Origin of the sequence: Streptomyces sp. SLBN-118 (genome assembly GCF_006715635.1) — a bacterium.
Taxonomy (GTDB): Bacteria; Actinomycetota; Actinomycetes; order Streptomycetales; family Streptomycetaceae; genus Streptomyces.
Genome location: NZ_VFNP01000001.1, coordinates 2,482,956 through 2,505,909, shown reverse-complemented (window position 1 = coordinate 2,505,909; position 22,954 = coordinate 2,482,956). Strand labels below are relative to the sequence as shown.

The window sequence follows — 22,954 nt, the reverse complement described above, 5'->3', positions numbered from 1 at the left end:
CCGGACGGTCAGGCGTCGCGCTTCTGGAGCGAGAAGAACGCGCCCGCCATCGCCACGGCCGTCACCCCGAGGAGGATCCCGAGTGGGGTCCAGCCGGTCGGGCCGGTGTCGGTCAGCGCGCCCTCGCTGTAGAACGCGACGAGCAGGCTCGGGACCGCGTAGTCCAGCAGGGCCTGCCGCACGTCCTCGAGCGTCGGCGAGAACATGAACATCGCCGCCACGAGCGGCAGCAGCATCACGCCGATCATGATGGTGATCGCGCCCGCGGAGTGCCGGATGATCGTGCCGACGGCGAGGGCCAGCAGCCCGAGGACGGCGATGAACAGGCCCACTCCCACCGTTGCGCGGAACCACTCCTCACCGTCCGCCTCACGGCCGGTGGTGACGATGCTGTTCTGCAGCGCGGCGACGAGTCCTGCGAGCACCGTGGTCAGGGTGAAGACGAGAAGGAAGAAGACGATCGCCTTGGCGGCGAGCACCCGCGCACGGCCGGGGCACGCCGTCAGCGTCGTGCGGATCATGCCCGTGCCGAACTCGGACGCGATGGTCAGCACGCCCAGGGTGACCACGCAGATGGAGCCGAGCAGGACACCGTAGAAGCCGAGGACGAGGGGCGACTGGTCACCCAGATCGGCGTCGGACTTGTCGACCGCCACCGCGGACAGCAAGCCGATGCCGATCATCAGCACGATCATGACGCCGAGCGTCCACATCGTGGAGCGTACGGAACGGATCTTGGTCCACTCGGAGGCGAGGGCGTCACCGATGTGGGCACTGCGCACGGGAATCGGCGAGGAGTACGTCCCGGCGGGCGCGCCGTGCTGCTGGTACGTCGCCTGCTGCTGGTACGGGGTGGTCATCGGGCGTCCTCGGGCTTGGTCAGGTCGGCGGAGCGAGGCGGGGGTCCCCCCGGCCGAAGGCTGGGGGAGGCCGGGGGTACGACGGGCGGGGCGGCGGGAGCCGGCGCACCGCCGGGCGCACCGGGAGCCGTGGGCGCGGCGGCGTAGGGATTCTGTCCCGGCTGGGGCGGCGGCGGGGCGTACCAGCCCTCCTGAGGCACCTCGGGGATCTGCGGCACCGGCGGGCCGTAGCCCATCGGCTGCTGCTGCATCAGCCCGGACTTCTGGTCAGCCGTCGAGCGGTAGTCGACCGCGCCCTGCGTCATCCGCATGTACGCCTCTTCCAGCGAGGCCTGGTGCGGCGAGAGCTCCCACAGCCTCACGTCCGCGGAGTGCGCGAGATCGCTGATCTTCGGCAGCGGCAGTCCGGTCACGCGCAGCGCGCCGTCCGGCTCCGGCATGACCTGTCCGCCCGCCTCGGTGAGCGCGGCCGAGAGCTTCTCGCGCTGCTGCGGCTCGGTCTGCGGCGTACGTACCCGGGCGAAGTCCGCGGAGTTGTGCGAGATGAAGTCCTTGACGCTCATGTCCGAGAGCAGCTGCCCGCGCCCGATCACGATCAAGTGGTCGGCGGTGAGCGCCATTTCGCTCATCAGGTGCGAGGAGACGAAGACCGTACGGCCTTCCGACGCAAGTGTCTTCATCAGATTGCGGACCCAGAGGATGCCTTCCGGGTCCAGGCCGTTGACCGGCTCGTCGAAGAGCAGGACCTGCGGGTCGCCGAGCAGCGCGGCCGCGATGCCGAGCCGCTGGCCCATACCGAGGGAGAAGCCCTTGGAGCGCTTCTTGGCGACGTCCTGGAGACCGACGACCCCGAGCACCTCGTCGACCCGGCGGGCCGGGATGCCGGACAGCTGCGCCAGCGAGAGCAGATGGTTGCGCGCGCTGCGGCCGCCGTGGACGGCCTTGGCGTCGAGCAGGGCGCCGACCTGGCGAGGCGCGTTGGGCAGCTGCCTGAAGGGGCGGCCGCCGATCGTCACCTGGCCCTCGGTGGGCTGGTCGAGCCCGAGGATCATCCGCATGGTGGTCGATTTGCCGGCGCCGTTGGGGCCGAGGAAACCCGTGACGGCGCCGGGCCGCACCTGGAAGGAAAGGTTGTACACGGCCGTCTTGGCGCCGTAGCGCTTGGTCAGGCCGACTGCCTCGATCATTCTGCAGCCCCATCGGCTTTCGGATCGTCGGGGCAGAGGCCCTCCGGCCGTACGCCCCCGTAAGAGCTAGGAGGGTATCCGGACCTTGACGGTTCCGGCCAAGCGGTAACGCTATGGTTTCGAGGGGAGCGAGTCGTCCACGGCACAAAGTCCGTCAGCGGCCGTACCCATCCCTCGTCCCCGAAGATCTGTGTCCCGGCCTCGCGCACTGCCCGGTCGGCTCTCGCCTTCCTCACCCAGGCCGCCGGGTCGGGTCCCAGCAGCTCACGCAGCCGGGGCGAAGCCCCAAGAAGTGCCGCGAGCAGTGCGGACTGGTCGCCGTCGCAGGGCCGGGGCATGCCGTCCGGGTCGAGGAGGACGCCGTGCGCACTGACGTAGAGGTACGCGCCGTCCAGACGCTCGCCGGAGGGCATCGTCATCTCGAACACGTCACCGGGCAGCATCGCCCGCCGGAAGTTGGCGAGTTCTGTGCTGTCGATGGCCTCCAGCTGAGCGGAATCCAGCCACGAGACGACGAGGACGGTGGCCGCGTCCCGGTCTGCGTACGGCGTCCTCGCGACATAGCCGGCCGGACTGATGTGTCCCGAGCAGCCGACACGGACGCCGCGCACCAGCACGGGCACCATCGGCAGGATCGACCGAACGCCGAGCCGTGTGAGCTTGTACCGGACCTGTTCCGGCGATGCGTTGGAGCCGACCGCGATGACGGGGGTGCGGCGACCCGTCACCGCCCCGCCGAGGTCGCAGAGCGCGTCGTCCAGGCTCTGCTGCCGCGTCTCCTCCTCGACGTACCAGTCGCCGAGCCGCGTCCCGCGTACATACAGCGGCAGAAGCCCGCCGCCGAGGAGCAGCGAGGGCGCGGTGACCGGCCGGCCCGGATAGCTCAGGGGTTCCAGGAGCGGTGCCGGGGCGGGGCGATCCTTACGCATCTCGCTTCTTGAGCACCAGATAACCGCCGATCAGCGCGGCGATCACCCACAGAACCATGATCCCCAGTCCGCCCCAGGGCCCGTAGGGAGCCTTGTCGCTGCCCATCGCGTCCGGGACCACCTGCATGATCTTGGACCCGGCCTGGTCGGGGAAATAGCGGGCGACCGTCTTCGCCTTCGGTACGGACGCGAGGATCTGCGAGACCAGGAAGAAGAACGGCATCAGGATGCCCAGCGAGAGCATCGAGCTGCGCAGCATCGTCGCCACGCCCATCGAGAACAGAGCGATGAGGCCCATGTACAGCCCGCCGCCGACGACTGCGCGCAGGACATGTTCCGCGCCGAGGGTCGTACGGTGATCGCCCAGCAGCGCCTGCCCCAGGAAGAAGGAGAGGAAGCTCGTCACCAGGCCGACCACCAGCGCCAGTGCCGTCGCCACCGTGATCTTGCTGAAGAGGAAGGTGGCGCGCTGCGGTACGGCGGCCAGTGAGGTGCGGATCATCCCGGAGCTGTACTCCGTGCCGACCACGAGCACCCCGAAGACCACCATCGCCAGCTGCCCCAGGATCATCCCGGAGAAGCTGATGAACGTCGGATCGAAGGTGAGCTGCTCCTCGCGGGAGAGATCGTCGAAGGTCGACCTCAGCAGCGCGCTGAGCGCCGCGCCCATCGCGACCGTGACGGCGAACGCGCTCACCAGGGTCCAGGTGGTCGAGGAGACCGTACGGATCTTGGTCCACTCGGACTGGAGGACCGCGGGTACCGAGGCCATGGGTCAGGCTCCCTTGCTGCTCTGGTAGCTCTGGCCCCACTGAGGACCCGGTGGTTCCTCCTGGGGCGGCGCATCGTGCGCCGAATGCGCGTGGTACTCCACCGAACCCGCTGTCATCTGCATGAACGCCTCCTCCAGCGAGGCACGTTGGGCGCTCAGCTCATGGAGAACAACCTGATGCCGGGCGGCCAGCTCGCCCAGTTGCTCGGTGGTGGCGCCGTCGACCTCCAGCACGCCGTGGCCCGCCTCGACGGCGACGAATCCCGACGCGTACAGCAGATCGCGCAGCCGCTCCTGATGCGGGGAGCGAAGCCGTACATAACTCCGGGAGTTCTGGTGGATGAAATCCGCCATCGACGTGTCGGCCAGAAGTCGCCCCTGCCCGATCACGATCAAGTGGTCCGCGGTGAGCGCCATTTCGCTCATCAGATGCGAGGAGACGAAGATCGTGCGTCCTTCTGACGCAAGAGTCTTCATGAGGTTGCGGATCCAGTGAATTCCCTCGGGGTCCAGGCCATTGACCGGCTCGTCGAACATCAGGATCTCCGGATCACCGAGCAGCGCGGAGGCGATTCCCAGCCGCTGGCCCATACCGAGCGAGAAGCCCTTGGACTTCTTCTTCGCCACCGAGGTCAGCCCGACCGTGTCCAGAACCTCGGAGACACGGGATGCGGGGATGCGGTTCGACTGGGCAAGACACAGGAGGTTGTTGTACGCGCTGCGGCCGCCGTGCATCGCCTTGGCGTCCAGCAGCGCCCCGACGTACTTCAGCGGCTCCTGGAGATCGCGGTAGTGCCTGCCGTCGATCCGGACCGTGCCGCTGGTCGGGTTGTCGAGGCCGAGCATCATCCGCATCGTCGTCGACTTGCCCGCGCCGTTCGGGCCGAGGAAGCCCGTCACCACACCCGGCCGGACCGTGAAGGAGAGATGATCGACCGCGGTCAGACTGCCGAAGCGCTTGGTGAGGCCCTCGAGCTCAATCATGCGGCCACGCTAAAGGTGCGTGGTGGCCCGCGCCACCGCAATTGCGGATACGCGCGAGTGCCCGGCGCCGCAAGGGCGCCGGGCACTCGGAGGCGTACCGCAGAGGGGCGAAGCCGGACTCAGCGGGTCTGCTGCGCCGGGACGCCGCGGGAGATCGGCTCGTCGTCGGCGGGGCTGCCGGCCGCGGCGACGGCCGCACCGGTCAGCGTGGCCAGCATCTCGCGGACGTTGGTCAGCTGCGCGTTGATCGAGTCGCGGCGGTTGGTGAGCGCCGCCAGCTCGCGCTCCGATTCGCTGCGGATCCGGTCGGCCTTGGCGTTCGCGTCGGCCACGATGTCCTCGGCCTGGCGTTGAGCGGTCTCCACCGTCTGGCGGGCCCGGCGCTCCGCGTCCGTACGCAGCTTCTCGGCCTCCAGACGCAGCTGCTCGGCGCGGTGCTCGATCTCCGCCAGGCGCTTCTCGGCCTTGGCCTGACGCGAAGCCAGGTCGCGCTCGGACTGCTCGCGGCGCTTGGCGAGGTTCGTCTCGAAGTCCGCGGCGGCCTGGGCGGCCTTGGCGCGGGTCTCCTCGAACAGCGCGTCCGCCTCTTCGCGCTTGGACTGCGCGTCCTTCTGCGCTTCACCGCGCAGCGTCGAGGCTTCGCTCTTCGCCTTCTCGACGATACGGACGCCCTCGTCCTCGGCCTTGGCCTTGCGCTCGGCGGCGAACGACTCGGCGTCGTTGCGCACCTGCTGAGCGGCGGACTCGGCGAGCTCGCGGTGCTGCTCGGCCGCGCGGCGGGCCTCCTCGCGCAGGTCCTTCGCCTCCTCCTCGGCGAGGCGGAGGATCTTCTCGACGCGCGCACCGAGACCGGCGTACGACGGCTCCGCGTCGTTGACCTGGGCCTGGGCGTTCTGCGTCTCGAGGTGGAGCTCCTCGATGCGCTTTTCCAGAGAGGTGATTCGGGCCAGAGCACTGTCACGGTCGGCGACGAGCTTGGTAATGCGGTCATCCACCTGACCGCGGTCGTAACCACGCCGCACGAGCTCGAAGCCGAAGGGGGAGGAAGTGTCGCTCATGGGGTTCCTGTCGAATGAGACCGGTGAGGTGTTAGGGGGAATCCTAGGGGTCAAAGCGGCGTGTCATCGAGCGGATGCCCGTTTGATCTGGAGAATGTCCAGCCTTTTGAGTGGCTAGCTCTCGGAAGGCTTGCCACTCGAACGTGTAACCCCAGCTGTGGCACCTGCCTTCACGCCGCCGCCCTCCTTGCTACCCCCGGACGGCGCCTCGAAAGACTCCAGCGCCTCAAGAACATCCTGAACACGGGAAATCTCGGCCTGAATGTCCTCGCGCCGGCGGACCAGCACATCGAGCTCCCGCTTGCCCTCGTCCACCAGACGGTCGGCCTCGGACTGCGCCTCCGTCTTGATCCGCTCCGCCTCGCGGATCAGCTCGGCCTTCTTCAGGCCCGCCTCCTTGAGCAGGCCCTCGGCCTTCTTGACCGCGGCGATCCGGACCTTGCTCGCCTCCGAATTGGCGTCGGCCAGCAGCTCCTTGGCCTTCGCCTCCGCCTCGGCCTGCTGCTTGGTCGCGGCCCTCACCAGCTGGTCGACGCGCTCGCCGGCCGTCTTCATCTGCTCGGAGGTCTCCCGGCGGGCGCGCTCGTGCAGCTCCTCGATCTCGGCCTCTACCCGGGCCCGCAGCTCCTCGCCGCGCTCCCTTATGGCGGTGGCGTCCCGGCGCGCGCCGACGAGCAGCTCGTCCGCGTCCGTACGGGCCTGCTCCACCAGGGTGTTGCCCTCGACCGTCCCCTCGGCGACCAGCCGCTCGGCCTCCTTGCGGGCCGCGCCCACCATCGCGTCGGCCTGCTCCTCGGCCTCGGTGGCCGCGCGCAGCGCCTCCTCCTGGGCCTTGTTGACGAGCTGGTCGGCCTGCTCAGCGGCATCCGCGCGGCGCTTGGCCGCCGCCACCCGGGCCTCGTCGAGCGTACGGTCGGCCTCCTCGCGGGCCTCCGCGCGCATCCGCTCCGCCGCCCGGTCGGCATCCGCCTTGACCTTCTGGGCCTCGGACTTGATGCGCTCGGCGGCCTGCTGCGCGGAGCCCACCGTGTCGGCGGCCTCGGCACGCAGCCGCTCCGCCTCCCCGGTCGCCTCGGCGAGGAGCTGGTCCGCCTGGGCCGCGGCGTCGGAGCGGCGCTTGTCGGCCGCCTCGCGGGCCTCGTCCAGGATCTGCTCGCCGTCGGCCCGGATGCCGGCGTGCAGCCGCTCGGCCTCGGCCTCGGCCTGCGCCTTGACCTGCTCGGCCTCGGTTCGCAGCCGGGTCGAGGCCGCTTCCGCGCCGGACAGCGCCTCGGCCGCTTCCGTCCGCAGCCGCTCGCTCTCGCTCGCCGCCTCGCCGATGAGCAGATCGGCCTGGGCGGCGGCGTCGGAGCGGATGCGATTGGCGTCCTCACGGGCCTCGGCACGGGCGCGTGAGGCGTCCCGCTCGGCCGATGCCACGGCGTTCGACGCCTCCGTACGCATCCGCTGCGCATACTCGGCGGCGTCGGCACGCAGCCGGTCCGACTCGGTGATCGCCTCCGAAACGGTCCGCTCTGCGAGCGCGCCTGCGGCCTCGGTCTCCTCCTGGGCCCTCGTCCGCAGCCGGCCCGCGTCCTCGGCGGCCCGCTCCCGCTCGGCATACGCGTCGGCGCGGACCCGGTCCGCCTCCTCCTGCGCCTCGGTTCTGGTGCGCTCGGCCGCGTGCTCGGCCGCCGAGCGCAGGCCGACGATCTCCTGCTCGGCCTGCTCCTGGAGGCCGTTGACGGAGTCACGTACCTGCTGGGCGGTCTGCTCGGCCGCGGCGACCATCTCGGTGGCGCGGCGGTCGGCCTCCTCGACGAGGCGGTGCGCCTCGGTCTGGGCCTCCTCGACCCGCTTACGGGCCGAGGCGAGCAGCTCCTCGCTCTGCTCACGGGCCAGCTCGCGCTCCTGGTTCGCCTCGCCGCGCGCGGAGTCGAGGATCTCCTCGGCCTCCCGGCGCCGGCGGCTCGCCTCCTCCTGGGCGGCGGCCAGCGCCTCGGCGGCCTCGACGCCGATCCGGTCGGCGGCGGCCGCGGCCTCGGCACGCAGCCGGTCGGCGCTCTCCTGCGCCTCGTTCTTGAGGCGCTCGGCCTCGCCTGCGGCATCGCTGCGCAGCCGTACCGCGATGTTCTCGGCCTCTGCGCGGGTGGCCGAAGCGTCCGCAGCGGCCTCCGTGCGCAGCCGTTCGGCCTCCTGCTCGGCCTGTTCCTGGAGCGTACGGATCCGCTCGGCCGCTTCCGTACGCAGCCGCTCGGTCTCCTCGGCGGCCTCGCGCCGGATCCGCTCGCCCTCGCCGCGGGACTCGGCCAGATGCTCCTCGGCAGCGGTGAGGCGGGACTCGGCCTCCCTGTGCAGCCGGGTCAGCTCCTCCGCGGCCTCGGCCTGGCGGGCCGCGACAGCGCGCTCCGCCTCCTCGCGCAGCTCCTCCCCGGCCCGGTCGGCGGCGGCTTTGACGGTCTCCGCCTGCTCCTCGGCCTCGGCGCGCAGCCGCTCCGCCTCGGCGCGGGTGCGCTCCAGCGTCTCCTCGGCCTGCTTGCGCAGCGTGGTGGCGCGCTCGATCGCCTCGGTGCGGACGCGCTGGCTGTCGTTCGTCGCGGCCGAACGCATCTCGTCGGCGTCGGCCCGCGCCTTGGTCAGCAGCTCCTCGGCGGTGCGGGCCGCCTCCTCGATCTGCTGGACGGCCTGCTTGCGGGCCTCGCCGCGGATCCGCTCGCCCTCGGCGACGGCCTCGGCCCGCAGCTGCTCGGCCTCGCCGCGCAGCCTGCGTGCCTCCTCCTGCAGTTCGACGGTCTTGGCGCGGTACTCCTTGGTGTCGTCCTTGGCCGCGCCCTTGAGCTGGTCCGCCTGCTCGGCGGCCTCGCCGCGCAGGCGGTCCGCCTCGGCCTCGGCCTCGCGGCGGATGCGCTCGGCCTCCTCGCCCGCCGCGCGCGTGGTGGCCTTGGCGTCCTCGGAGGCCCTGTTCAGGACGTCTTCGGCGGTTCGGGCCGCCTTGGCGAGCTGCGCGGCAGAGTCCTCGGCCGCGACCGTCTTGGCATTCTCGGCCGCGGACGCGAGCAGCTTCTCCGCCTCGGCGCGGGCGTCCGCGAGCGCCTGCTCGGCCTCGGCCTTGATCGCCTCGGCCTCGGTGGTGGCCTCACCGACCAGCCGGGCGATCTCCGCCTTGGCGGTGCGGGTGCGCTGCTCCTGGACGGACTCGGCGGACGCCAGTTGCCTGGCCGCCGAGTCCTTGGCCTCGGCCAGCACCTTCTCGGACTCCGCGCGGGCCTCGCGCAGCTTCTCCTCCGCCTCCTGGATCCGCTGCTCGGCGGCGCGGCTCAGTTCGGCGGCCTGCTGGCGGGCCTGGTCCGACTCGGCAGTGGTGGACGAGCGCAGTTGTTCGGCATGGCTGGTGGCTTCGTGAGCCTGGTTCGACGCGGCGTTCAGCAGCCGTTCGGCGTCCTTGCGGGCGCGCAGAAGGATCGCTTCCGCTTCGGACCTGGCCGACTCTGCCTCGGAGCCGAGCCGCCGGCGGGCCTCCTCGGCGACCCGGGTGGCCTCGGCGCGGGCCGCGGCAAGCGACTGCTCTGCCTCGGCGCGGGACTCCTCGAGCAGCCGGCGGGCCTGGGACTCGGTACGGGCGCGCAGCTGCTCGGCCCAGGCGACGTTCTCGTTGACGTGCGCCTCGACGGTCTGACGGCGCTCGGCCAGCTCCTGGTCCAGGCGCTGGCGGCGCTGGTTCGCCTCGGAGTGCAGCTCGGCCTGGAGACGGGCCTGGTGCTCGGCGTGCTCCTGGAGGATGCGCTGGGTCTGGGCGCGGGCCTCGCGCAGTTCGCGCTCTGCGTCCGTGCGCAGCTGGTCGGCCTGGATCTGGGCGTTACGGAGCAGCTGCTCCGCCTGGTAGCCGATGTCGGCGCTGTCGTAGGCAGGGCGGGACGCGAGAGCGCGCCGAGCCTCGTGGAGCTTGGCGCGCAACACCTCGACCTGGTAGCCGAGGTCCTCGGCGTGCTGGACGGCCTTCTCCCGCTCGGTCTTCAGCCGGTCCATCTCGGCTTCGAACCGCGAAAGGTGGTCGTCGTCAGCTCGGTGGCTCTCCTGGCGTTCGTAGCCCCGCACTGCGCGGTCCCATCCGTCCCCTGGTCGCAACTGTCTCCGTACGAGCACCGTTCGCCGGCGAACGGCCCCCCGGGGAATGGTGACAGATCAACGGAGGGGACGCGGCGCGGCCCCGACCCGGCCCCGGCCCGGAATCGCCCACTCTACCGGGCCGGGAATCCTCAGGTCAGTGCTCCGTTGCAGAGGTGACGAGTTCGGTGAGCACGCCGTGGCAGTCCTTGGGGTGGAGAAAAGTGATACGGGAGCCCATGGAGCCGATACGCGGCTCGTCGTAGAGAACTCGCACCCCCTTGTCGCGGACGGACTGCGCGTCACCGTCGACGTCGGCGGTGCCGAAGGCGATGTGGTGGACCCCCTCACCGTTCTTGGCCAGCCACTTTCCGACCGCGGAGTCCTCGCGGGTGGGCTCCAGGAGCTGGAGGTAGGAGGCGCCGCCGTCGGACGTCTCGTTGATCTTGAGCATGGCCTCGCGCACGCCCTGCTCTTCGTTGACCTCGGTGTGGAACACCTCGAAGCCGTAGGTGGCCCGGTAGAACTCAACAGTCTTGTCGAGGTCGAAACAGGCGATCCCGATGTGGTCGATTCGCGTCAGCATTCCCCCAGTGCAGCGCCCCGGCGGTGGTTACGCAACGTGCGCGCGATCACACCGGCCGCCCGGTGACCTGGGGGCGTACCGCTCAGTACATTTGAAGTAAACCCTCGTTCACTCCTCAGCTGCGCGCTGGAAGGGGATCGTGCCTCATGTCAGGAACGACCGGTACCACCTCAGTGATCGTCGCGGGCGCCCGTACGCCCATGGGACGCCTGCTCGGCTCGCTCAAGTCCTTCTCCGGCGCCGATCTCGGCGGCTTCGCCATCAAGGCGGCGCTGGACCGGGCGGGCATCGGCGGTGATCAGGTGCAGTACGTGATCATGGGCCAGGTCCTGCAGGCCGGGGCCGGCCAGATCCCGGCGCGCCAGGCCGCCGTCAAGGCGGGCATCCCGATGAACGTGCCCGCGCTCACCGTCAACAAGGTCTGTCTCTCGGGCCTCGACGCCATCGCGCTGGCCGACCAGCTGATCCGTGCCGGCGAGTTCGACATCGTCGTCGCCGGCGGCCAGGAGTCGATGACCAACGCGCCGCATCTGCTGCCGAAGTCCCGCGAGGGCTTCAAGTACGGCGCGATCGAGATGCTCGACTCGATGGCGTACGACGGACTCACCGACTCCTTCGAGAACGTCGCCATGGGCGAGTCCACGGAGAAGCACAACACCCGGCTCGGCATCGCCCGCCCCGAGCAGGACGAGATCGCCGCGCTCTCCCACCAGCGGGCGGCGGCCGCGCAGAAGAACGGCATCTACGAGGCCGAGATCACGCCCGTCGAGATCCCGCAGCGCAAGGGCGACCCCGTCATCTTCAGCAAGGACGAGGGCATCCGCGCCGACACCACGGCCGAGTCGCTGGGCAAGCTGCGCCCCGCCTTCGCCAAGGACGGCACCATCACCGCCGGTACGTCCTCGCAGATCTCCGACGGCGCCGCGGCGGTCGTGGTGATGAGCAAGGCCAAGGCCCAGGAGCTGGGCCTGGAGTGGATCGCGGAGATCGGCGCGCACGGAAACGTCGCCGGGCCCGACAACTCCCTCCAGTCGCAGCCGTCCAACGCCATCCGGCACGCGCTGAGCAAGGAGGGCATCGGCGTCGAGGACCTCGACCTCATCGAGATCAACGAGGCATTCGCCGCGGTCGCCGTGCAGTCAATGAAGGATCTCGGGGTATCCCCGGAAAAGGTGAATGTCAACGGCGGTGCGATCGCGCTCGGCCACCCCATCGGCATGTCCGGCGCGCGGGTGGTCCTCCACCTGGCGCTGGAGCTCAAGCGCCGGGGCGGCGGCGTGGGTGCGGCCGCGCTGTGCGGCGGCGGCGGACAGGGTGACGCGCTGATCGTCCGCGTCCCGGGCAACGGCAAGTAAGCCACGTAAGCAAGGAGCGCTCACATGGTGGACGTCCCCCAACTGGTTGCCCAGGCGAGGGAGGGCCGGCCGCGGGCCGTGGCCCGGCTGATCTCACTCGTCGAGGGGGCGTCCCCGCAGTTGCGCGAGGTGATGGCGGCGCTGGCCCCGCTCGCCGGAGGCGCGTACGTGGTGGGCCTGACGGGCTCGCCCGGCGTCGGTAAATCCACCTCCACCTCGGCGCTGGTGTCGGCCTACCGGAAGGCCGGCAAGCGGGTCGGCGTCCTGGCCGTCGACCCGTCCTCACCCTTCTCGGGCGGGGCGCTGCTCGGCGACCGGGTCCGGATGTCGGAGCATGCGTCCGACCCGGGCGTCTACATCCGCTCGATGGCAACGCGCGGGCACCTGGGCGGGCTTGCCTGGGCCGCGCCGCAGGCGATCCGCGTCCTGGACGCGGCGGGCTGCGACGTGATCCTCGTCGAGACGGTCGGGGTCGGCCAGTCGGAGGTGGAGATCGCCTCCCAGGCCGACACCTCGGTCGTGCTGCTCGCCCCCGGGATGGGCGACGGCATCCAGGCCGCGAAGGCGGGCATCCTCGAGATCGGCGATGTCTACGTCGTCAACAAGGCGGACCGGGACGGCGCCGACGCGACGGCCCGCGAGCTGAACCACATGCTGGGCCTCGGCGAGGCGCGCGGGCCCGGCGACTGGCGCCCGCCGATCGTGAAGACGGTCGCGGCGCGGGGCGAGGGCATCGACGAGGTGGTCGAGGCGCTGGAGAAGCACCGTGCGTGGATGGAGGAGCACGACGTCCTCGGCGAGCGCCGGGCGCAGCGCGCGGCGGGCGAGGTGGAGGCGATCGCGGTGACGGCGCTGCGCAGACGCATCGGGGATCTGCACGGCGACCGTCGGCTGGGGGCGCTGGCCCAGCGGATTGTGGCCGGTGAGCTGGACCCCTACCGGGCGGCCGACGAGTTGGTGGCCGGCCTCACGGAGTAGTGAACGGGCCCGGGGCGGGCCGTACTTCGGATACGGTCCCCGCCCCGGCGCCTGACGCTCTGCCGGAAGCTACGGCTTGCCCCGGTGCCCGCGCAGGTGCTCGGCCACCGGCGACAGCGAGTCCCGCAGATCCGCGAGCGCGTCCGAGGTCAGCAGATCGATGAAGTGCTTGCGTACGGACGCGACATGGTGCGGCGCGACCTTCTCCATGGTCTGCGTGCCCTGCTCGGTCAGTACCGCGTACAGCCCGCGCCGGTCCGACTCGCAGTTCTCCCTGCGGACGAGACCGGCGTTCTCCATGCGGGTGATCTGGTGCGAGAGGCGGCTCTTGGACTGCAGCGTGGCCGTGGCCAGGTCGCTCATTCGCATGCGCCGGTCGGCGGACTCCGAGAGGTTGACCAGGATCTCGTAGTCGTTGTTGGTCAGGCCGAACGGCTGGAGGTCCTTCTCGAGCTGGTGCATCAGCAGCCGGCTGACGTCCAGGTGAGTGCGCCAGGCGCACTGCTCGTCATCGGTCAGCCAGCGTGTGGCCGTCTCGGTCTCCATATATGGATTCTACCTAAGAAGTTGAAATGCGGACGAAGTCGGGGGGTGTGACGCCCGGCACCGGCGGGCACATGGCACCGCTCGATCAGCTCGAATAAAGGTGCAGGCGTTCGACGTCACACTCCGCAGACTACCGCTCACAGGCCGAAGCGACGCTGGAGGTCCCCCAGCTGACCGGGGAGGCGAGGCGTTGACCCGTGTTGACCTGGGGCTCCGCCCGCGGGGTGAGAGCCGGGAACCCCAGCCTGTGCGGGCACCGCCCCGGTCGCCGTCTCGGCCATCAGTACCTCGGTCGACTGCAGCAGCACCGTCCCGGCGCCGACGAACTCGAACTGGTGCTCCTCGCCCGACGCCCCGCCGATCCCCGTCATCGCCCGCAGACCGCCCATCAGCCCGGTCATATAGCCGTGGTCGTAGTGGTGGCAGGGCGAGGGACAGTCCGCCCAGCCCACCAGCGCCTGCGGATCCACCCGGATCGGCGGCTCCATGAAGACCACGGGACCGTTGGATGCGGCCACGAACTTCCCCGTACCGATCAGGGTGAGGAAGCCCGGCACGATCGACTGCTTCAGCGCCAGCGTCGGCTGGTAGGCGAGCAGATTCCCGGACCGGATCGTCAGGTTCCCGTTGTCCAGGTCGTAGGAGTTGACGTCGAAGGCACGGTCGGCGAGCAGCATCTTGCCGCTGCCCTCCGCCACCACCCACTCGCCGGCGTGCAGCGGCGAGTGGAAAGAGGTCCGCAGCAGGTGGTCGAGCCGGCCGTGGCCGATGCCGTTGAAGTCGATGCGCCCGTAATAGGCGATCATCTTCCCCTTCTGCAGGAACCACTGACTGCCCTTGAGCTCCACGCAGAAGGTGTATGCGTTGACGTTGTCGTCGCTCGGCAACGTCATCGGGTCGAAGACGACGGGACCGGTCACAGCTTCTCCTCCGAGGCCTGTACATACACCGCGCCACTGCCGCTCAGCTCCAGCTGGAAGGCCTCGCCCGAGCCGCGCCCCACCATGTCGCGCCAGCCCAGCGCGGTGGAGAGCTTGTTGCGTACGTCGCCGTGGTGCGCGACATACGCCTGCGGGTCCACATGGACCGCCCGGCCCGGAGTGATCGGGAGCTCGATCACTCCGCCGTGCGCCATGACGGCGACCGCGCCATGACCCTTGAGGGTCGTGGTGAACAGGCCCTGTCCGGTGACCTGCCCGCGCACCATGCCCATGACCCCGCCCTGCGAGCCCATGAACATCGTGCCCTGCTGCAGCGTCCCGTCGAAGGCGAGGAGCCGGTCCGCCTCGACATACAGCGTCTCGCCGGTCAGCTGGATCACCTGGATGTGATGGCCGCCGTGGCCGAACATCACCGTGCCGTTGCCCTCGACGGTCATCAGCGGAGTCGCCTCGCCCGCGACCCGCCGCCCGATCATCGACGCCAGTCCGCCCTGGCCGCCCTGCATGTTGGGCGTGAAGGAGACCTCACCGCGGTACGCGAGCATCGCGCCGCGCTGGCTGAACATCTTCTGGCCCGGGACGACCGTCGCCTCGACCATTTTTGAGTTGACTTCGCGGAACGGCATCAGACGTCCCCTCCGATGGTGTTCCGCTCGCTCGGCTGCACGTACACCAGACCGTCACCCTCGAAGCGGATCTGGAAGGCCTCGCCGCCGCCCTCGCCAAGGAAGGTCCGGAAGCTCACGCCGGACTGGAAGTCCTGCCGCAGATTGCCCTGGTGCGCGATGTACGCACCGGGGTCGACGGAGAGCGGGTACTGGGGCGTCACCCGCAGTACCACGGCCGGGCCGTCCGACATGATCGCCGCCTGGCCGTTGCCCTCGACGGTCGTGGTGAACAGGCCGTTGCCCGTCGCGCCGCCGCGCAGCCCGGTGAAGGTGGTCCCGGTACGCAGCCCGGCGTCGGTGCAGAGCAGATTGCTCGCCTCGACATAGAGCTTGTCGCCGTGCAGGTTCACCAGGTTGATCTGGGAGGCCCGGTCGGCGAAGAAGCAGGTGCCCTGCCCCTTCACCTCCATCATCACCATCTGCTCGCCGGTGAGACGGCGGGTGACCATCCCGCGGATGCCCTCACCGCCGCCGGACATCTTTTTGAACGCCATCTGGCCGTCGTAGGCGACCATCGAGCCGTTCTTCGCTTTGACGGCGTCGCCTGTCATGTCGACGGCGAGCACCTTGCTGCCTTGGAGTCGGAACGTTGCCACGGGGTGACGTTATCGGGCGCTACCCGGCACGAACAGGGTCCTTGAGGAGGATCTGCACCCTGAGAAAGGGGAGGGGCGAGGGGGTGCCACAATGGGCCGAAGCTTGTGCATGCGTTCACAAGAGCTAGGCCCGTGACAGACCCCTCCACCGAAGGTGCCCCCGTGGACATCAAGACCGCCTCCTCCCTCCACCGCCTCCGCCTGGTCTCCGCCCCGGAGGCCGTCTCCTTCCTCCTGCTGCTCGTCTGCTCGGTGCTCAAGCGCACCACGGAGTTCAACGCGGTCCCGGTGATGGGCGCGATCCACGGCGTGCTCTTCATCCTGTACGTGCTCTTCTGGCTGGACGCCTGGAAGCGCACCAAGTGGGACCTGAAGACGGCGGCGCTCTACTTCGTACTGTCCGTCCTCCCCTTCGGCGGCTTCGTCGCCGAGCGCAGGCTCAGGCGCGCGGCCGATGACGAGGTCATCGCCGCCCGCGCCCGGCGCGAGGGCAAGGTGAACGCATGATCGTCGCTTTCTCCGTCACGCCTCTGGGCGTCGGTGAGGAGGTCGGTGAGTACGTCGCCGACGCCGTCCGAGTCGTACGCGAATCGGGTCTTCCCCACCGCACGGATGCGATGTTCACCTCGATCGAGGGCGACTGGGACGAGGTGATGGACGTCGTCAAACGCGCCGTCGCCGCGGTCGAGGCCAGGGCCCCGCGCGTCTCCGTCGTCCTCAAGGCGGACATCAGGCAGGGCGTCACCGACGGCCTCACCTCCAAGGTCGAGACGGTGGAACGCCACCTCTGCGCGCCGGAGGACCGAAGAGCGAGACAGGGCTGACCGCCATATGACCACTCGGTAGGGTCGGTGCCGTGCCCAAACCGCTCAGCCTTCCCTTCGACCCCATCGCCCGAGCCGACGAGCTCTGGCGGCAGCGATGGGGCCCGGTGCCCTCGATGGCAGCGATCACCTCGATCATGCGCGCGCACCAGATCCTGCTCGCCGAGGTCGACGCGGTCGTCAAGCCGTACGGACTGACCTTCGCGCGCTACGAGGCTCTGGTGCTGCTCACCTTCTCCAAGGCCGGTGAGCTGCCGATGTCCAAGATCGGCGAGCGCCTGATGGTCCACCCCACCTCGGTCACGAACACCGTGGACCGCCTGGTCAGGTCCGGCCTGGTCGCCAAGCGGCCGAACCCGAACGACGGCCGCGGCACCCTGGCGTCCATCACCGACAAGGGCCGGGAGGTCGTCGAGGCGGCCACCCGCGATCTGATGGGGATGGACTTCGGGCTCGGTGTGTACGACTCCGAGGAGTGCGGGGAGATCTTCGCGATGCTGCGCCCGCTGCGGGTCGCCGCGAGCGACTTCGACGAGACGTAGCCCGCACGACCCGCCCGAAGATCGCCCTTTGCGTCCGGTTACGCTCGTGCCATGAAGTCGAATGTGCTCTCCCGTTACCGGGTGATGGCGTACGTCACCGCCGTCTGGCTGCTGGTCTTCACCGCGGCGATCATCCTGAAGTACGGGTTCCATGTCGGCGACACCATGCTGATCTCCCAGATCCACGGTGTGCTGTTCATCATCTACGTCGTCTTCGCCTTCGATCTCGGCTCCAGGGCGAAGTGGCCGCTCGGCAAGCTGGCGTGGGTGCTGGCCGCGGGATGCATCCCTGTGGCCTCCTTCTTTGTCGAGCCGAAGATCACCCGCGAGATCCGTCCGCTGCTCGCGGACGTTCCCGCGACCGCGGAGGCGTAAGGCCCCGGACCGCCCCGAGCGAGGCTCGTGGCGCGGTGACATCTGCTGCTCCGCAGCGTGGCCATCGACATTTACTAGGACGTCCTAGTAAATTGGAAGCATGGACGCTGACGCCATCGAGGAAGGCCGCCGACGCTGGCAGGCCCGTTACGACAAGGCCCGCACGCGGGACGCCGACTTCACCACGCTCTCCGGCGACCCGGTCGAGCCGGTCTACGGGCCACGGCCCGGGGACACCTACGACGGCTTCGAGCGGATCGGCTGGCCGGGGGAGTACCCCTTCACCCGCGGCCTCTACCCGACCGGCTACCGGGGCCGCACCTGGACCATCCGCCAGTTCGCCGGCTTCGGCAATGCCGAGCAGACGAACGAGCGCTACAAGATGATCCTGGCCAACGGCGGCGGCGGGCTCTCCGTCGCCTTCGACATGCCGACCCTGATGGGCCGCGACTCCGACGATCCGCGCTCGCTCGGCGAGGTCGGCCACTGCGGCGTGGCCATCGACTCCGCCGCCGACATGGAGGTCCTGTTCAAGGACATCCCGCTCGGCGACGTCACCACCTCGATGACGATCTCCGGACCGGCCGTCCCCGTCTTCTGCATGTACCTGGTCGCCGCGGAGCGGCAGGGCATCGACCCGGCCCTCCTCAACGGCACGCTCCAGACGGACATCTTCAAGGAGTACATCGCGCAGAAGGAGTGGCTCTTCCAGCCCGAGCCGCATCTGCGCCTCATCGGCGACCTGATGGAGCACTGCGCGCAGGGCATCCCCGCGTACAAGCCGCTCTCGGTCTCCGGCTACCACATCCGCGAGGCGGGCGCGACGGCCGCGCAGGAGCTCGCGTACACGCTCGCCGACGGCTTCGGTTATGTCGAACTGGGCCTGAGCCGCGGCCTGGACGTCGACACCTTCGCGCCCGGGCTCTCCTTCTTCTTCGACGCGCACCTCGACTTCTTCGAGGAGATCGCCAAGTTCCGCGCGGCGCGCAGGATCTGGGCCCGCTGGATGAAGGAGGTGTACGGCGCCAAGACCGACAAGGCACAGTGGCTGCGCTTCCACACCCAGACCGCCGGCGTCTCGCTGACCGCCCAACAGCCGTACAACAACGTCGTCCGAACCGCGGTCGAGGCCCTGTCCGCGGTCCTCGGCGGCACCAACTCCCTGCACACCAACGCCCTGGACGAGACCCTGGCCCTGCCCAGCGAGCAGGCCGCGGAGATCGCCCTGCGCACGCAGCAGGTGCTGATGGAGGAGACCGGCGTCGCCAATGTCGCCGACCCGCTGGGCGGTTCCTGGTACGTCGAGCAGCTCACCGACCGCATCGAGGCGGACGCCGAGAAGATCTTCGACCAGATCAAGGAGCGCGGCCGCCGGGCACACCCGGACGGCTCGCACCCCATCGGCCCCATCACCTCCGGCATCCTGCGCGGCATCGAGGACGGCTGGTTCACCGGCGAGATCGCCGAGTCGGCCTTCCGCTACCAGCAGGCCCTGGAGAAGGGCGACAAGCGGGTCGTGGGCGTCAATGTCCACCACGGCTCGGTCACCGGCGACCTGGAGATCCTGCGGGTCAGCCACGAGGTCGAGCGCGAGCAGGTACGGGTCCTGGCGGGCCGCAAGGCCGGCCGCGACGACGCGCGCGTGCAGTCGGCACTGGAGTCGATGCTGACCGCCGCCCGGGACGGCTCGAACATGATCGCGCCGATGCTGGAGGCGGTGCGCGCCGAGGCCACGCTGGGCGAGATCTGCGACGCGCTGCGGGACGAGTGGGGCACGTACACCGAACCGCCCGGCTTCTGACCGCAAAGAAGGCGGGGGGCGGCACGTCCCGCCCCCGCGCTTCGGCTCCGGAGGCTTCGGCTCCGGAGGCTTCAGCTCTGGAGCGAGGCCAGCCCCGACACCAGCAGCAGCGTGAAGCTGCGGGCCCACTCCTCGTCCACCGGCTCCGCGCTGACCAGCGCCCGGTGCACCACCGCGCCCGCGATCACATCGAAGATCAGGTCCGCGCTGCGGGCCGCCGCCGCCGGGTCCTCCTCGTACGGCAGCTCGCCACGGGCCTGGGCGCGCGCCCTGCCCTCCAGGACCAGCCGCTTCTGGCGGTCGACGATCGCCGAGCGGATACGGCCGCGCAGCGCCTCGTCCCGCGTCGACTCCGCGACCACCGCCATCAGCGCGGTCTTGGCCTCGGGCCGCGCGAGCAGCGCGGCGAACTGCAGCACCACGGCCTCCACGTCGGCCATCAGGCTGCCGAGATCGGGGAGTTCGAGCTCGTCGAAGAGTTCCGCCACGGCGTCGACGACGAGTTCGTTCTTGCTGGTCCAGCGGCGATAGAGCGTGGTCTTGGCGACGCCCGCGCGGGTGGCCACATCGCCCATCGTCAGCTTCGACCAGCCCATGTCGACCAGCGCCGCGCGGGTCGCGTCGAGGATCGCGGCGTCGGCTTCCGCGCTACGGGGGCGTCCTGTACGACCCGTTCGTGCGGTTCTGGGGCGGGTGTGGCTGCACATGACGGTGACCATACCGGCGGGTAGCCAATCCGCTGTGAGGCAGTTCACCGGAGGTTTCTCACACGCCGGACGGCTGATGCAGTTACGCTACGACTCGTAGCGAAAGCCTTGACCCGGCTGGAGCGACAACCACGGGCGCGGGTGGGGACCCGCGCCGATCTTGAGGAACGTTTTTCACATGCGCGCGCGGAGGGGGGAGGATGTACTCATGCAGCCTAGGAACATGTCCATGAGCGGCGTCGTCGACCTCGCCGCGGTGAAGGCGGCCGGTGAGGCCAAGGCGAAGGCGGAGCAGGCCCGTGCCGAGTCCGCCCGCCAGGGCGGCGGCGGTGCCGTGTCCCCCTCCAGCCTGGTGATCGATGTCGATGAGGCGGGCTTCGAGCGCGACGTCCTCGAGCGCTCCACCGAAGTGCCGGTCGTCATCGACTTCTGGGCCGAGTGGTGCGAGCCGTGCAAGCAGCTCAGCCCGCTGCTGGAGCGGCTGGCGCAGGAGTACAGCGGCCGTTTCGTCCTCGCCAAGATCGACGTCGACGCCAACCAGATGCTGATGCAGCAGTTCGGGATTCAGGGCATCCCCGCGGTCTTCGCGGTGGTGGCCGGCCAGGCGCTGCCGCTCTTCCAGGGCGCGGCCCCCGAGACGCAGATCCGTCAGACGCTGGACCAGCTGATCCAGGTCGCCGAGGAGCGCTTCGGCCTGACGGGCATCGCGGTCGACCCCGATGCCTTCCCGGACGAGGCGGCGGCCCCCGCCGCGGCGCCGCAGGGCCCGTACGACGCCCTGCTGGAAGCGGCCGTCCAGGCGCTGGACGCGGGCGACTTCGGCGGCGCCCGCCAGGCGTACAAGAACGTGCTGTCCGACGACCCCGGCAACACCGAGGCCAAGCTGGGCCTCGCCCAGGCCGAACTGCTCCGGCGCGTGCAGGACATGGACCAGCAGAAGGTCCGCCAGGAAGCGGCCGAGAACCCGGCCGACGCGACCGCGCAGATCGCCGCGGCCGACCTGGACCTGGTCGGCGGCCATGTCGAGGACGCGTTCGGCCGGCTGGTCGAGACGGTGCGCCGCACAGCGGGCGAGGACCGGGACGCTGCGCGGATCCGGCTCCTCGAGCTGTTCGAGGTCGTGGGCCCGGATGATCCGCGGGTGACGGCGGCGCGGTCGGCGCTCGCGCGGGTGCTGTTCTGAGAGATGTCTCGGCCATGTTTGAAAGTCCTGCGCTGAACATCCAGTTCCGCCAGGTCTGACGTTTTTTGCGGCGACGGCGCCGACGAGGCGCCGTCGCCGTTTTGGCGACACAGTGACAAAACACGGCCGCGCTTTACCAAAACTTGGTAATCGCACGAGCTGTTACTCGCAGTAAATCAACCCCATGGTTCTGTCCGCTTATTGGCGGCAATCTCCCCCTCCGGTTCACCCCCTCGCTGCACCCTGTGTGGCCGGACGACATCAGCCGGTCGTTGCGTGGTTATCAGGCCGTTACTAGTGAGTAACGAACCCTCTTGTGCCGCGGCCTGGAATGGACCACGATCGGCCACGCTCGGTCCAATACTTCACCAGCCCGGCCGCCGGCCGCGCCGCGGAATGTTGGGTCCCCACCGGGTGGGCCGGCGGCAGTGGCGCCGGTCGTGGACAGGGGGGTTCCTGCCGAACAGCAGGGCCTGTCCAGCAGGTTGTGCGTGATGCGTCAGGCGCGACCAGTGGTTGTCGCTCGGGGGTGATCGCCGGTGTTTCGGACGCAGCTAGCGCCTGAAAGTACAGGCGCTCTCCTTCCCGAGGACGTAGCACTTCTCCCACTCCCAAACGGGCCTGAGGTCCGGACCGGAGATGTACGTCCGAGAAGGAGGAAAGTCATGGAGTCAATGACTCGGGGCGGAACCAGATGGAAGCGGTTCGCCCTCGTCATGGTGCCCAGCGTGGCCGCAACGGCCGCGATAGGCGTCAGCTTGGCACAGGGCGCGCTCGCCGCGTCGTTCGCTGTGTCCGGCCAGGAGTTCAAGGTCACCGCCGGTACGCTCGTCGGTCATGGGTTCGCCCAGTACGGCGGCGTCGACATGGGGTACGCGGACCTGAAGGGTGACGGGAAGACCGCCCACCCTGTCGCGATCTCGACCTTCAAGAACGCCTCGATCACCAACATGTGCCAGTCGGTCGTCACCGACGTGCCGTTCGTCGGCAAGATCACGCTGAAGCTGACGGCGGGCGACAAGGGTACGGATGTCCAGGCGGACAAGCTCTACCTGGACGTGTCCGAGCTGGACGGTAACGCCAAGTTCGAGAACATCGACATCGGCGTCGCGGCCAAGGACACGGACAAGCCGGGCGTCGGCAAGGGCCCGGCCGTCAAGGACACTTCCATCCTGCCCAACGGCTTCGCTCAGCAGGCCGACGTGGCCACGCTGACCGGCGTCAAGCAGAAGGCGTGGGCGACCACTGCCGGCACCTTCGAGCTGAGCGGTCTGAGCATGCGCCTGCACAAGGGCGACGGCCCCAAGGTCGAGTGCTACTGACGGTCATCCCGTCCGGGCGGGCGGGGAAGCGTTCACAGCTTCGCCCGCCCGCCCAACTCTTTACACAGCAAAGCCAGTTCCAGGGAGCTGTTTTCCATGAGCGCCGAGTCTGCAGTGTCACCGGGGCGGGACGAGCACAAATTCCGCGCCATTCGACGGGGTTTCCGCACCTGGCGGGGTCAGCGGCCTTTCTGGGCGGGTCTGTTCACCCTGCTCGGCGGCATCCCCATCGCCTACATCCCGTACGCGACCTTCAAGCTCGGTCACATGACGCTCGCGATGCAGACCACCGCGGGTTCCGGCGCACTGATCATCGGCGTACTGCTGATCACGCTGGGCCTCACGATGTGGTTCCACCACATCGTCCGGGTCTTCGCAGGTGTCGCAACGATTCTGCTGGCGCTGGTCTCCATCCCGATCGCCAACATGGGTGGCTTCGTCATCGGCTTCCTGCTCTCCCTCATCGGCGGTGCGCTCTCGCTCTCCTGGGTCCCGGGGAAGCCCGTCGCAGAGTCGGCCCCGGCCGAGGACCCGTCGCCCGCGCCCGCTGAGGCACCCGAAGCGGAGCAGTGGTTCGACGACGGTGTGGCCGCGTACGAGACCAACAACGAAGTCAACGGCGGGAGGAACAGTGCCGGGTGATGTCACACCGCTGAG

Annotated in this window: 23 protein-coding genes; 10 read left to right on the top strand and 13 right to left on the bottom strand. The window is 69.7% G+C overall.

Annotated elements, in window-relative coordinates; genetic code table 11:
* Positions 1–8: 8 nt before the first annotated feature.
* The 8 genes from FBY35_RS11110 to mce form a co-directional block, all read right to left on the bottom strand.
* Entirely contained in the window at positions 9–860 is an 852-nt protein-coding gene (locus FBY35_RS11110; protein ID WP_142213639.1) for an ABC transporter permease subunit, read from the bottom strand.
* Positions 857–2,047, bottom strand: a complete 1,191-nt coding sequence (locus FBY35_RS11105) for an ABC transporter ATP-binding protein (protein WP_142213638.1) — start codon at positions 2,045–2,047, stop codon at positions 857–859. The genes FBY35_RS11110 and FBY35_RS11105 overlap by 4 nt, the downstream gene beginning before the upstream one ends.
* Entirely contained in the window at positions 2,044–2,976 is a 933-nt protein-coding gene (locus tag FBY35_RS11100) for a hypothetical protein (RefSeq protein WP_186356907.1), read from the bottom strand. Before FBY35_RS11100 ends, FBY35_RS11105 begins: the two co-directional genes overlap by 4 nt.
* Positions 2,969–3,748: an ABC transporter permease gene (locus FBY35_RS11095; RefSeq protein ID WP_142213637.1), complete on the bottom strand. Its 780-nt coding sequence runs from the start codon at positions 3,746–3,748 to the stop codon at positions 2,969–2,971. Before FBY35_RS11095 ends, FBY35_RS11100 begins: the two co-directional genes overlap by 8 nt.
* Before the next feature lie 3 nt (positions 3,749–3,751).
* Positions 3,752–4,732: an ABC transporter ATP-binding protein gene (locus FBY35_RS11090; RefSeq protein WP_142213636.1), complete on the bottom strand. Its 981-nt coding sequence runs from the start codon at positions 4,730–4,732 to the stop codon at positions 3,752–3,754.
* Positions 4,733–4,851: 119 nt separating this feature from the next.
* Entirely contained in the window at positions 4,852–5,790 is a 939-nt protein-coding gene (locus FBY35_RS11085) for a cellulose-binding protein (protein WP_142213635.1), read from the bottom strand.
* Positions 5,791–5,904: 114 nt separating this feature from the next.
* Positions 5,905–9,864, bottom strand: coding sequence for a polarized growth protein Scy (gene scy, locus FBY35_RS11080; protein WP_142213634.1), 3,960 nt, complete (start codon positions 9,862–9,864; stop codon positions 5,905–5,907).
* Between the two features lie 166 nt (positions 9,865–10,030).
* Entirely contained in the window at positions 10,031–10,459 is a 429-nt protein-coding gene (mce, locus tag FBY35_RS11075) for a methylmalonyl-CoA epimerase (protein WP_142213633.1), read from the bottom strand.
* Between the two features lie 146 nt (positions 10,460–10,605).
* On the opposite strand from mce, the gene FBY35_RS11070 reads away from it, so the two are divergent.
* Together FBY35_RS11070 and meaB are read left to right on the top strand one after the other, a co-directional pair.
* Positions 10,606–11,814, top strand: a complete 1,209-nt coding sequence (locus tag FBY35_RS11070) for an acetyl-CoA C-acetyltransferase (RefSeq protein WP_142213632.1) — start codon at positions 10,606–10,608, stop codon at positions 11,812–11,814.
* A 24-nt stretch (positions 11,815–11,838) separates the two neighbouring features.
* Positions 11,839–12,792 carry a methylmalonyl Co-A mutase-associated GTPase MeaB gene (gene meaB / locus FBY35_RS11065; RefSeq protein ID WP_142213631.1) on the top strand — a complete coding sequence of 318 codons (954 nt, stop codon included), beginning with the start codon at positions 11,839–11,841 and terminating at the stop codon, positions 12,790–12,792.
* 69 nt (positions 12,793–12,861) lie between these two features.
* Here meaB and FBY35_RS11060 read toward each other — a convergent pair whose 3' ends face one another.
* From FBY35_RS11060 to FBY35_RS11045, 4 genes are all read right to left on the bottom strand, one after another.
* On the bottom strand, positions 12,862–13,338 hold the full coding sequence (locus FBY35_RS11060) for a MarR family winged helix-turn-helix transcriptional regulator (protein ID WP_142213630.1): 477 nt from the start codon (positions 13,336–13,338) through the stop codon (positions 12,862–12,864).
* Positions 13,339–13,475: 137 nt separating this feature from the next.
* Complete coding sequence (locus tag FBY35_RS11055; RefSeq protein ID WP_142213629.1) at positions 13,476–14,258, bottom strand: AIM24 family protein; 783 nt, start codon at positions 14,256–14,258, stop codon at positions 13,476–13,478.
* Entirely contained in the window at positions 14,255–14,905 is a 651-nt protein-coding gene (locus tag FBY35_RS11050) for an AIM24 family protein (RefSeq protein ID WP_142213628.1), read from the bottom strand. Before FBY35_RS11050 ends, FBY35_RS11055 begins: the two co-directional genes overlap by 4 nt.
* The gene (locus FBY35_RS11045) at positions 14,905–15,543 is read right to left on the bottom strand and encodes an AIM24 family protein (RefSeq protein WP_142213627.1); all 639 of its coding nucleotides are present in this window, start codon (positions 15,541–15,543) and stop codon (positions 14,905–14,907) included. Before FBY35_RS11045 ends, FBY35_RS11050 begins: the two co-directional genes overlap by 1 nt.
* 162 nt (positions 15,544–15,705) lie before the next feature.
* Here FBY35_RS11045 and FBY35_RS11040 point away from each other — a divergent pair, with 162 nt between their 5' ends.
* From FBY35_RS11040 to FBY35_RS11020, 5 genes are all read left to right on the top strand, one after another.
* Positions 15,706–16,050, top strand: coding sequence for a DUF3817 domain-containing protein (locus tag FBY35_RS11040; protein ID WP_142213626.1), 345 nt, complete (start codon positions 15,706–15,708; stop codon positions 16,048–16,050).
* Positions 16,047–16,367 (top strand): MTH1187 family thiamine-binding protein, encoded by a 321-nt coding sequence (locus FBY35_RS11035; protein WP_142213625.1) that lies wholly within the window; start codon positions 16,047–16,049, stop codon positions 16,365–16,367. Before FBY35_RS11040 ends, FBY35_RS11035 begins: the two co-directional genes overlap by 4 nt.
* A 32-nt stretch (positions 16,368–16,399) precedes the next feature.
* The gene (locus tag FBY35_RS11030) at positions 16,400–16,909 is read left to right on the top strand and encodes a MarR family winged helix-turn-helix transcriptional regulator (protein WP_142213624.1); all 510 of its coding nucleotides are present in this window, start codon (positions 16,400–16,402) and stop codon (positions 16,907–16,909) included.
* Positions 16,910–16,960: 51 nt separating this feature from the next.
* Positions 16,961–17,284, top strand: a complete 324-nt coding sequence (locus tag FBY35_RS11025) for a DUF3817 domain-containing protein (protein WP_142213623.1) — start codon at positions 16,961–16,963, stop codon at positions 17,282–17,284.
* 100 nt (positions 17,285–17,384) lie between these two features.
* A complete protein-coding gene (locus tag FBY35_RS11020) occupies positions 17,385–19,085 on the top strand; it encodes a methylmalonyl-CoA mutase (protein ID WP_142213622.1) in 1,701 nt (566 codons plus the stop codon).
* A gap of 71 nt (positions 19,086–19,156) precedes the next feature.
* On the opposite strand, the gene FBY35_RS11015 is transcribed toward FBY35_RS11020, so the two are convergent.
* Complete coding sequence (locus tag FBY35_RS11015) at positions 19,157–19,804, bottom strand: TetR/AcrR family transcriptional regulator (protein WP_399208369.1); 648 nt, start codon at positions 19,802–19,804, stop codon at positions 19,157–19,159.
* A gap of 196 nt (positions 19,805–20,000) precedes the next feature.
* Here FBY35_RS11015 and FBY35_RS11010 point away from each other — a divergent pair, with 196 nt between their 5' ends.
* The 3 genes from FBY35_RS11010 to FBY35_RS11000 all read left to right on the top strand — a co-directional run bounded on the left by FBY35_RS11010 (position 20,001) and on the right by FBY35_RS11000 (position 22,939).
* A complete protein-coding gene (locus FBY35_RS11010; protein ID WP_142213620.1) occupies positions 20,001–20,975 on the top strand; it encodes a tetratricopeptide repeat protein in 975 nt (324 codons plus the stop codon).
* Between the two features lie 665 nt (positions 20,976–21,640).
* Positions 21,641–22,297 carry a DUF6230 family protein gene (locus FBY35_RS11005; protein ID WP_142213619.1) on the top strand — a complete coding sequence of 219 codons (657 nt, stop codon included), beginning with the start codon at positions 21,641–21,643 and terminating at the stop codon, positions 22,295–22,297.
* 96 nt (positions 22,298–22,393) lie between these two features.
* Positions 22,394–22,939 (top strand): DUF6114 domain-containing protein, encoded by a 546-nt coding sequence (locus FBY35_RS11000; RefSeq protein WP_142213618.1) that lies wholly within the window; start codon positions 22,394–22,396, stop codon positions 22,937–22,939.
* Positions 22,940–22,954 lie beyond the last annotated feature (15 nt).

Coding starts and splice junctions, on each gene's coding strand:
- FBY35_RS11110 (WP_142213639.1), bottom strand. CDS start 860: ATGACCACCCCGTACCAGCAGCAGGCGACGTACCAGCAGCACGGCGCG.
- FBY35_RS11105 (WP_142213638.1), bottom strand. CDS start 2,047: ATGATCGAGGCAGTCGGCCTGACCAAGCGCTACGGCGCCAAGACGGCC.
- FBY35_RS11100 (WP_186356907.1), bottom strand. CDS start 2,976: ATGCGTAAGGATCGCCCCGCCCCGGCACCGCTCCTGGAACCCCTGAGC.
- FBY35_RS11095 (WP_142213637.1), bottom strand. CDS start 3,748: ATGGCCTCGGTACCCGCGGTCCTCCAGTCCGAGTGGACCAAGATCCGT.
- FBY35_RS11090 (WP_142213636.1), bottom strand. CDS start 4,732: ATGATTGAGCTCGAGGGCCTCACCAAGCGCTTCGGCAGTCTGACCGCG.
- FBY35_RS11085 (WP_142213635.1), bottom strand. CDS start 5,790: ATGAGCGACACTTCCTCCCCCTTCGGCTTCGAGCTCGTGCGGCGTGGT.
- mce (WP_142213633.1), bottom strand. CDS start 10,459: ATGCTGACGCGAATCGACCACATCGGGATCGCCTGTTTCGACCTCGAC.
- FBY35_RS11070 (WP_142213632.1), top strand. CDS start 10,606: ATGTCAGGAACGACCGGTACCACCTCAGTGATCGTCGCGGGCGCCCGT.
- meaB (WP_142213631.1), top strand. CDS start 11,839: ATGGTGGACGTCCCCCAACTGGTTGCCCAGGCGAGGGAGGGCCGGCCG.
- FBY35_RS11060 (WP_142213630.1), bottom strand. CDS start 13,338: ATGGAGACCGAGACGGCCACACGCTGGCTGACCGATGACGAGCAGTGC.
- FBY35_RS11050 (WP_142213628.1), bottom strand. CDS start 14,905: ATGCCGTTCCGCGAAGTCAACTCAAAAATGGTCGAGGCGACGGTCGTC.
- FBY35_RS11035 (WP_142213625.1), top strand. CDS start 16,047: ATGATCGTCGCTTTCTCCGTCACGCCTCTGGGCGTCGGTGAGGAGGTC.
- FBY35_RS11025 (WP_142213623.1), top strand. CDS start 16,961: ATGAAGTCGAATGTGCTCTCCCGTTACCGGGTGATGGCGTACGTCACC.
- FBY35_RS11020 (WP_142213622.1), top strand. CDS start 17,385: ATGGACGCTGACGCCATCGAGGAAGGCCGCCGACGCTGGCAGGCCCGT.
- FBY35_RS11015 (WP_399208369.1), bottom strand. CDS start 19,804: ATGGTCACCGTCATGTGCAGCCACACCCGCCCCAGAACCGCACGAACG.
- FBY35_RS11010 (WP_142213620.1), top strand. CDS start 20,001: ATGCAGCCTAGGAACATGTCCATGAGCGGCGTCGTCGACCTCGCCGCG.
- FBY35_RS11005 (WP_142213619.1), top strand. CDS start 21,641: ATGGAGTCAATGACTCGGGGCGGAACCAGATGGAAGCGGTTCGCCCTC.
- FBY35_RS11000 (WP_142213618.1), top strand. CDS start 22,394: ATGAGCGCCGAGTCTGCAGTGTCACCGGGGCGGGACGAGCACAAATTC.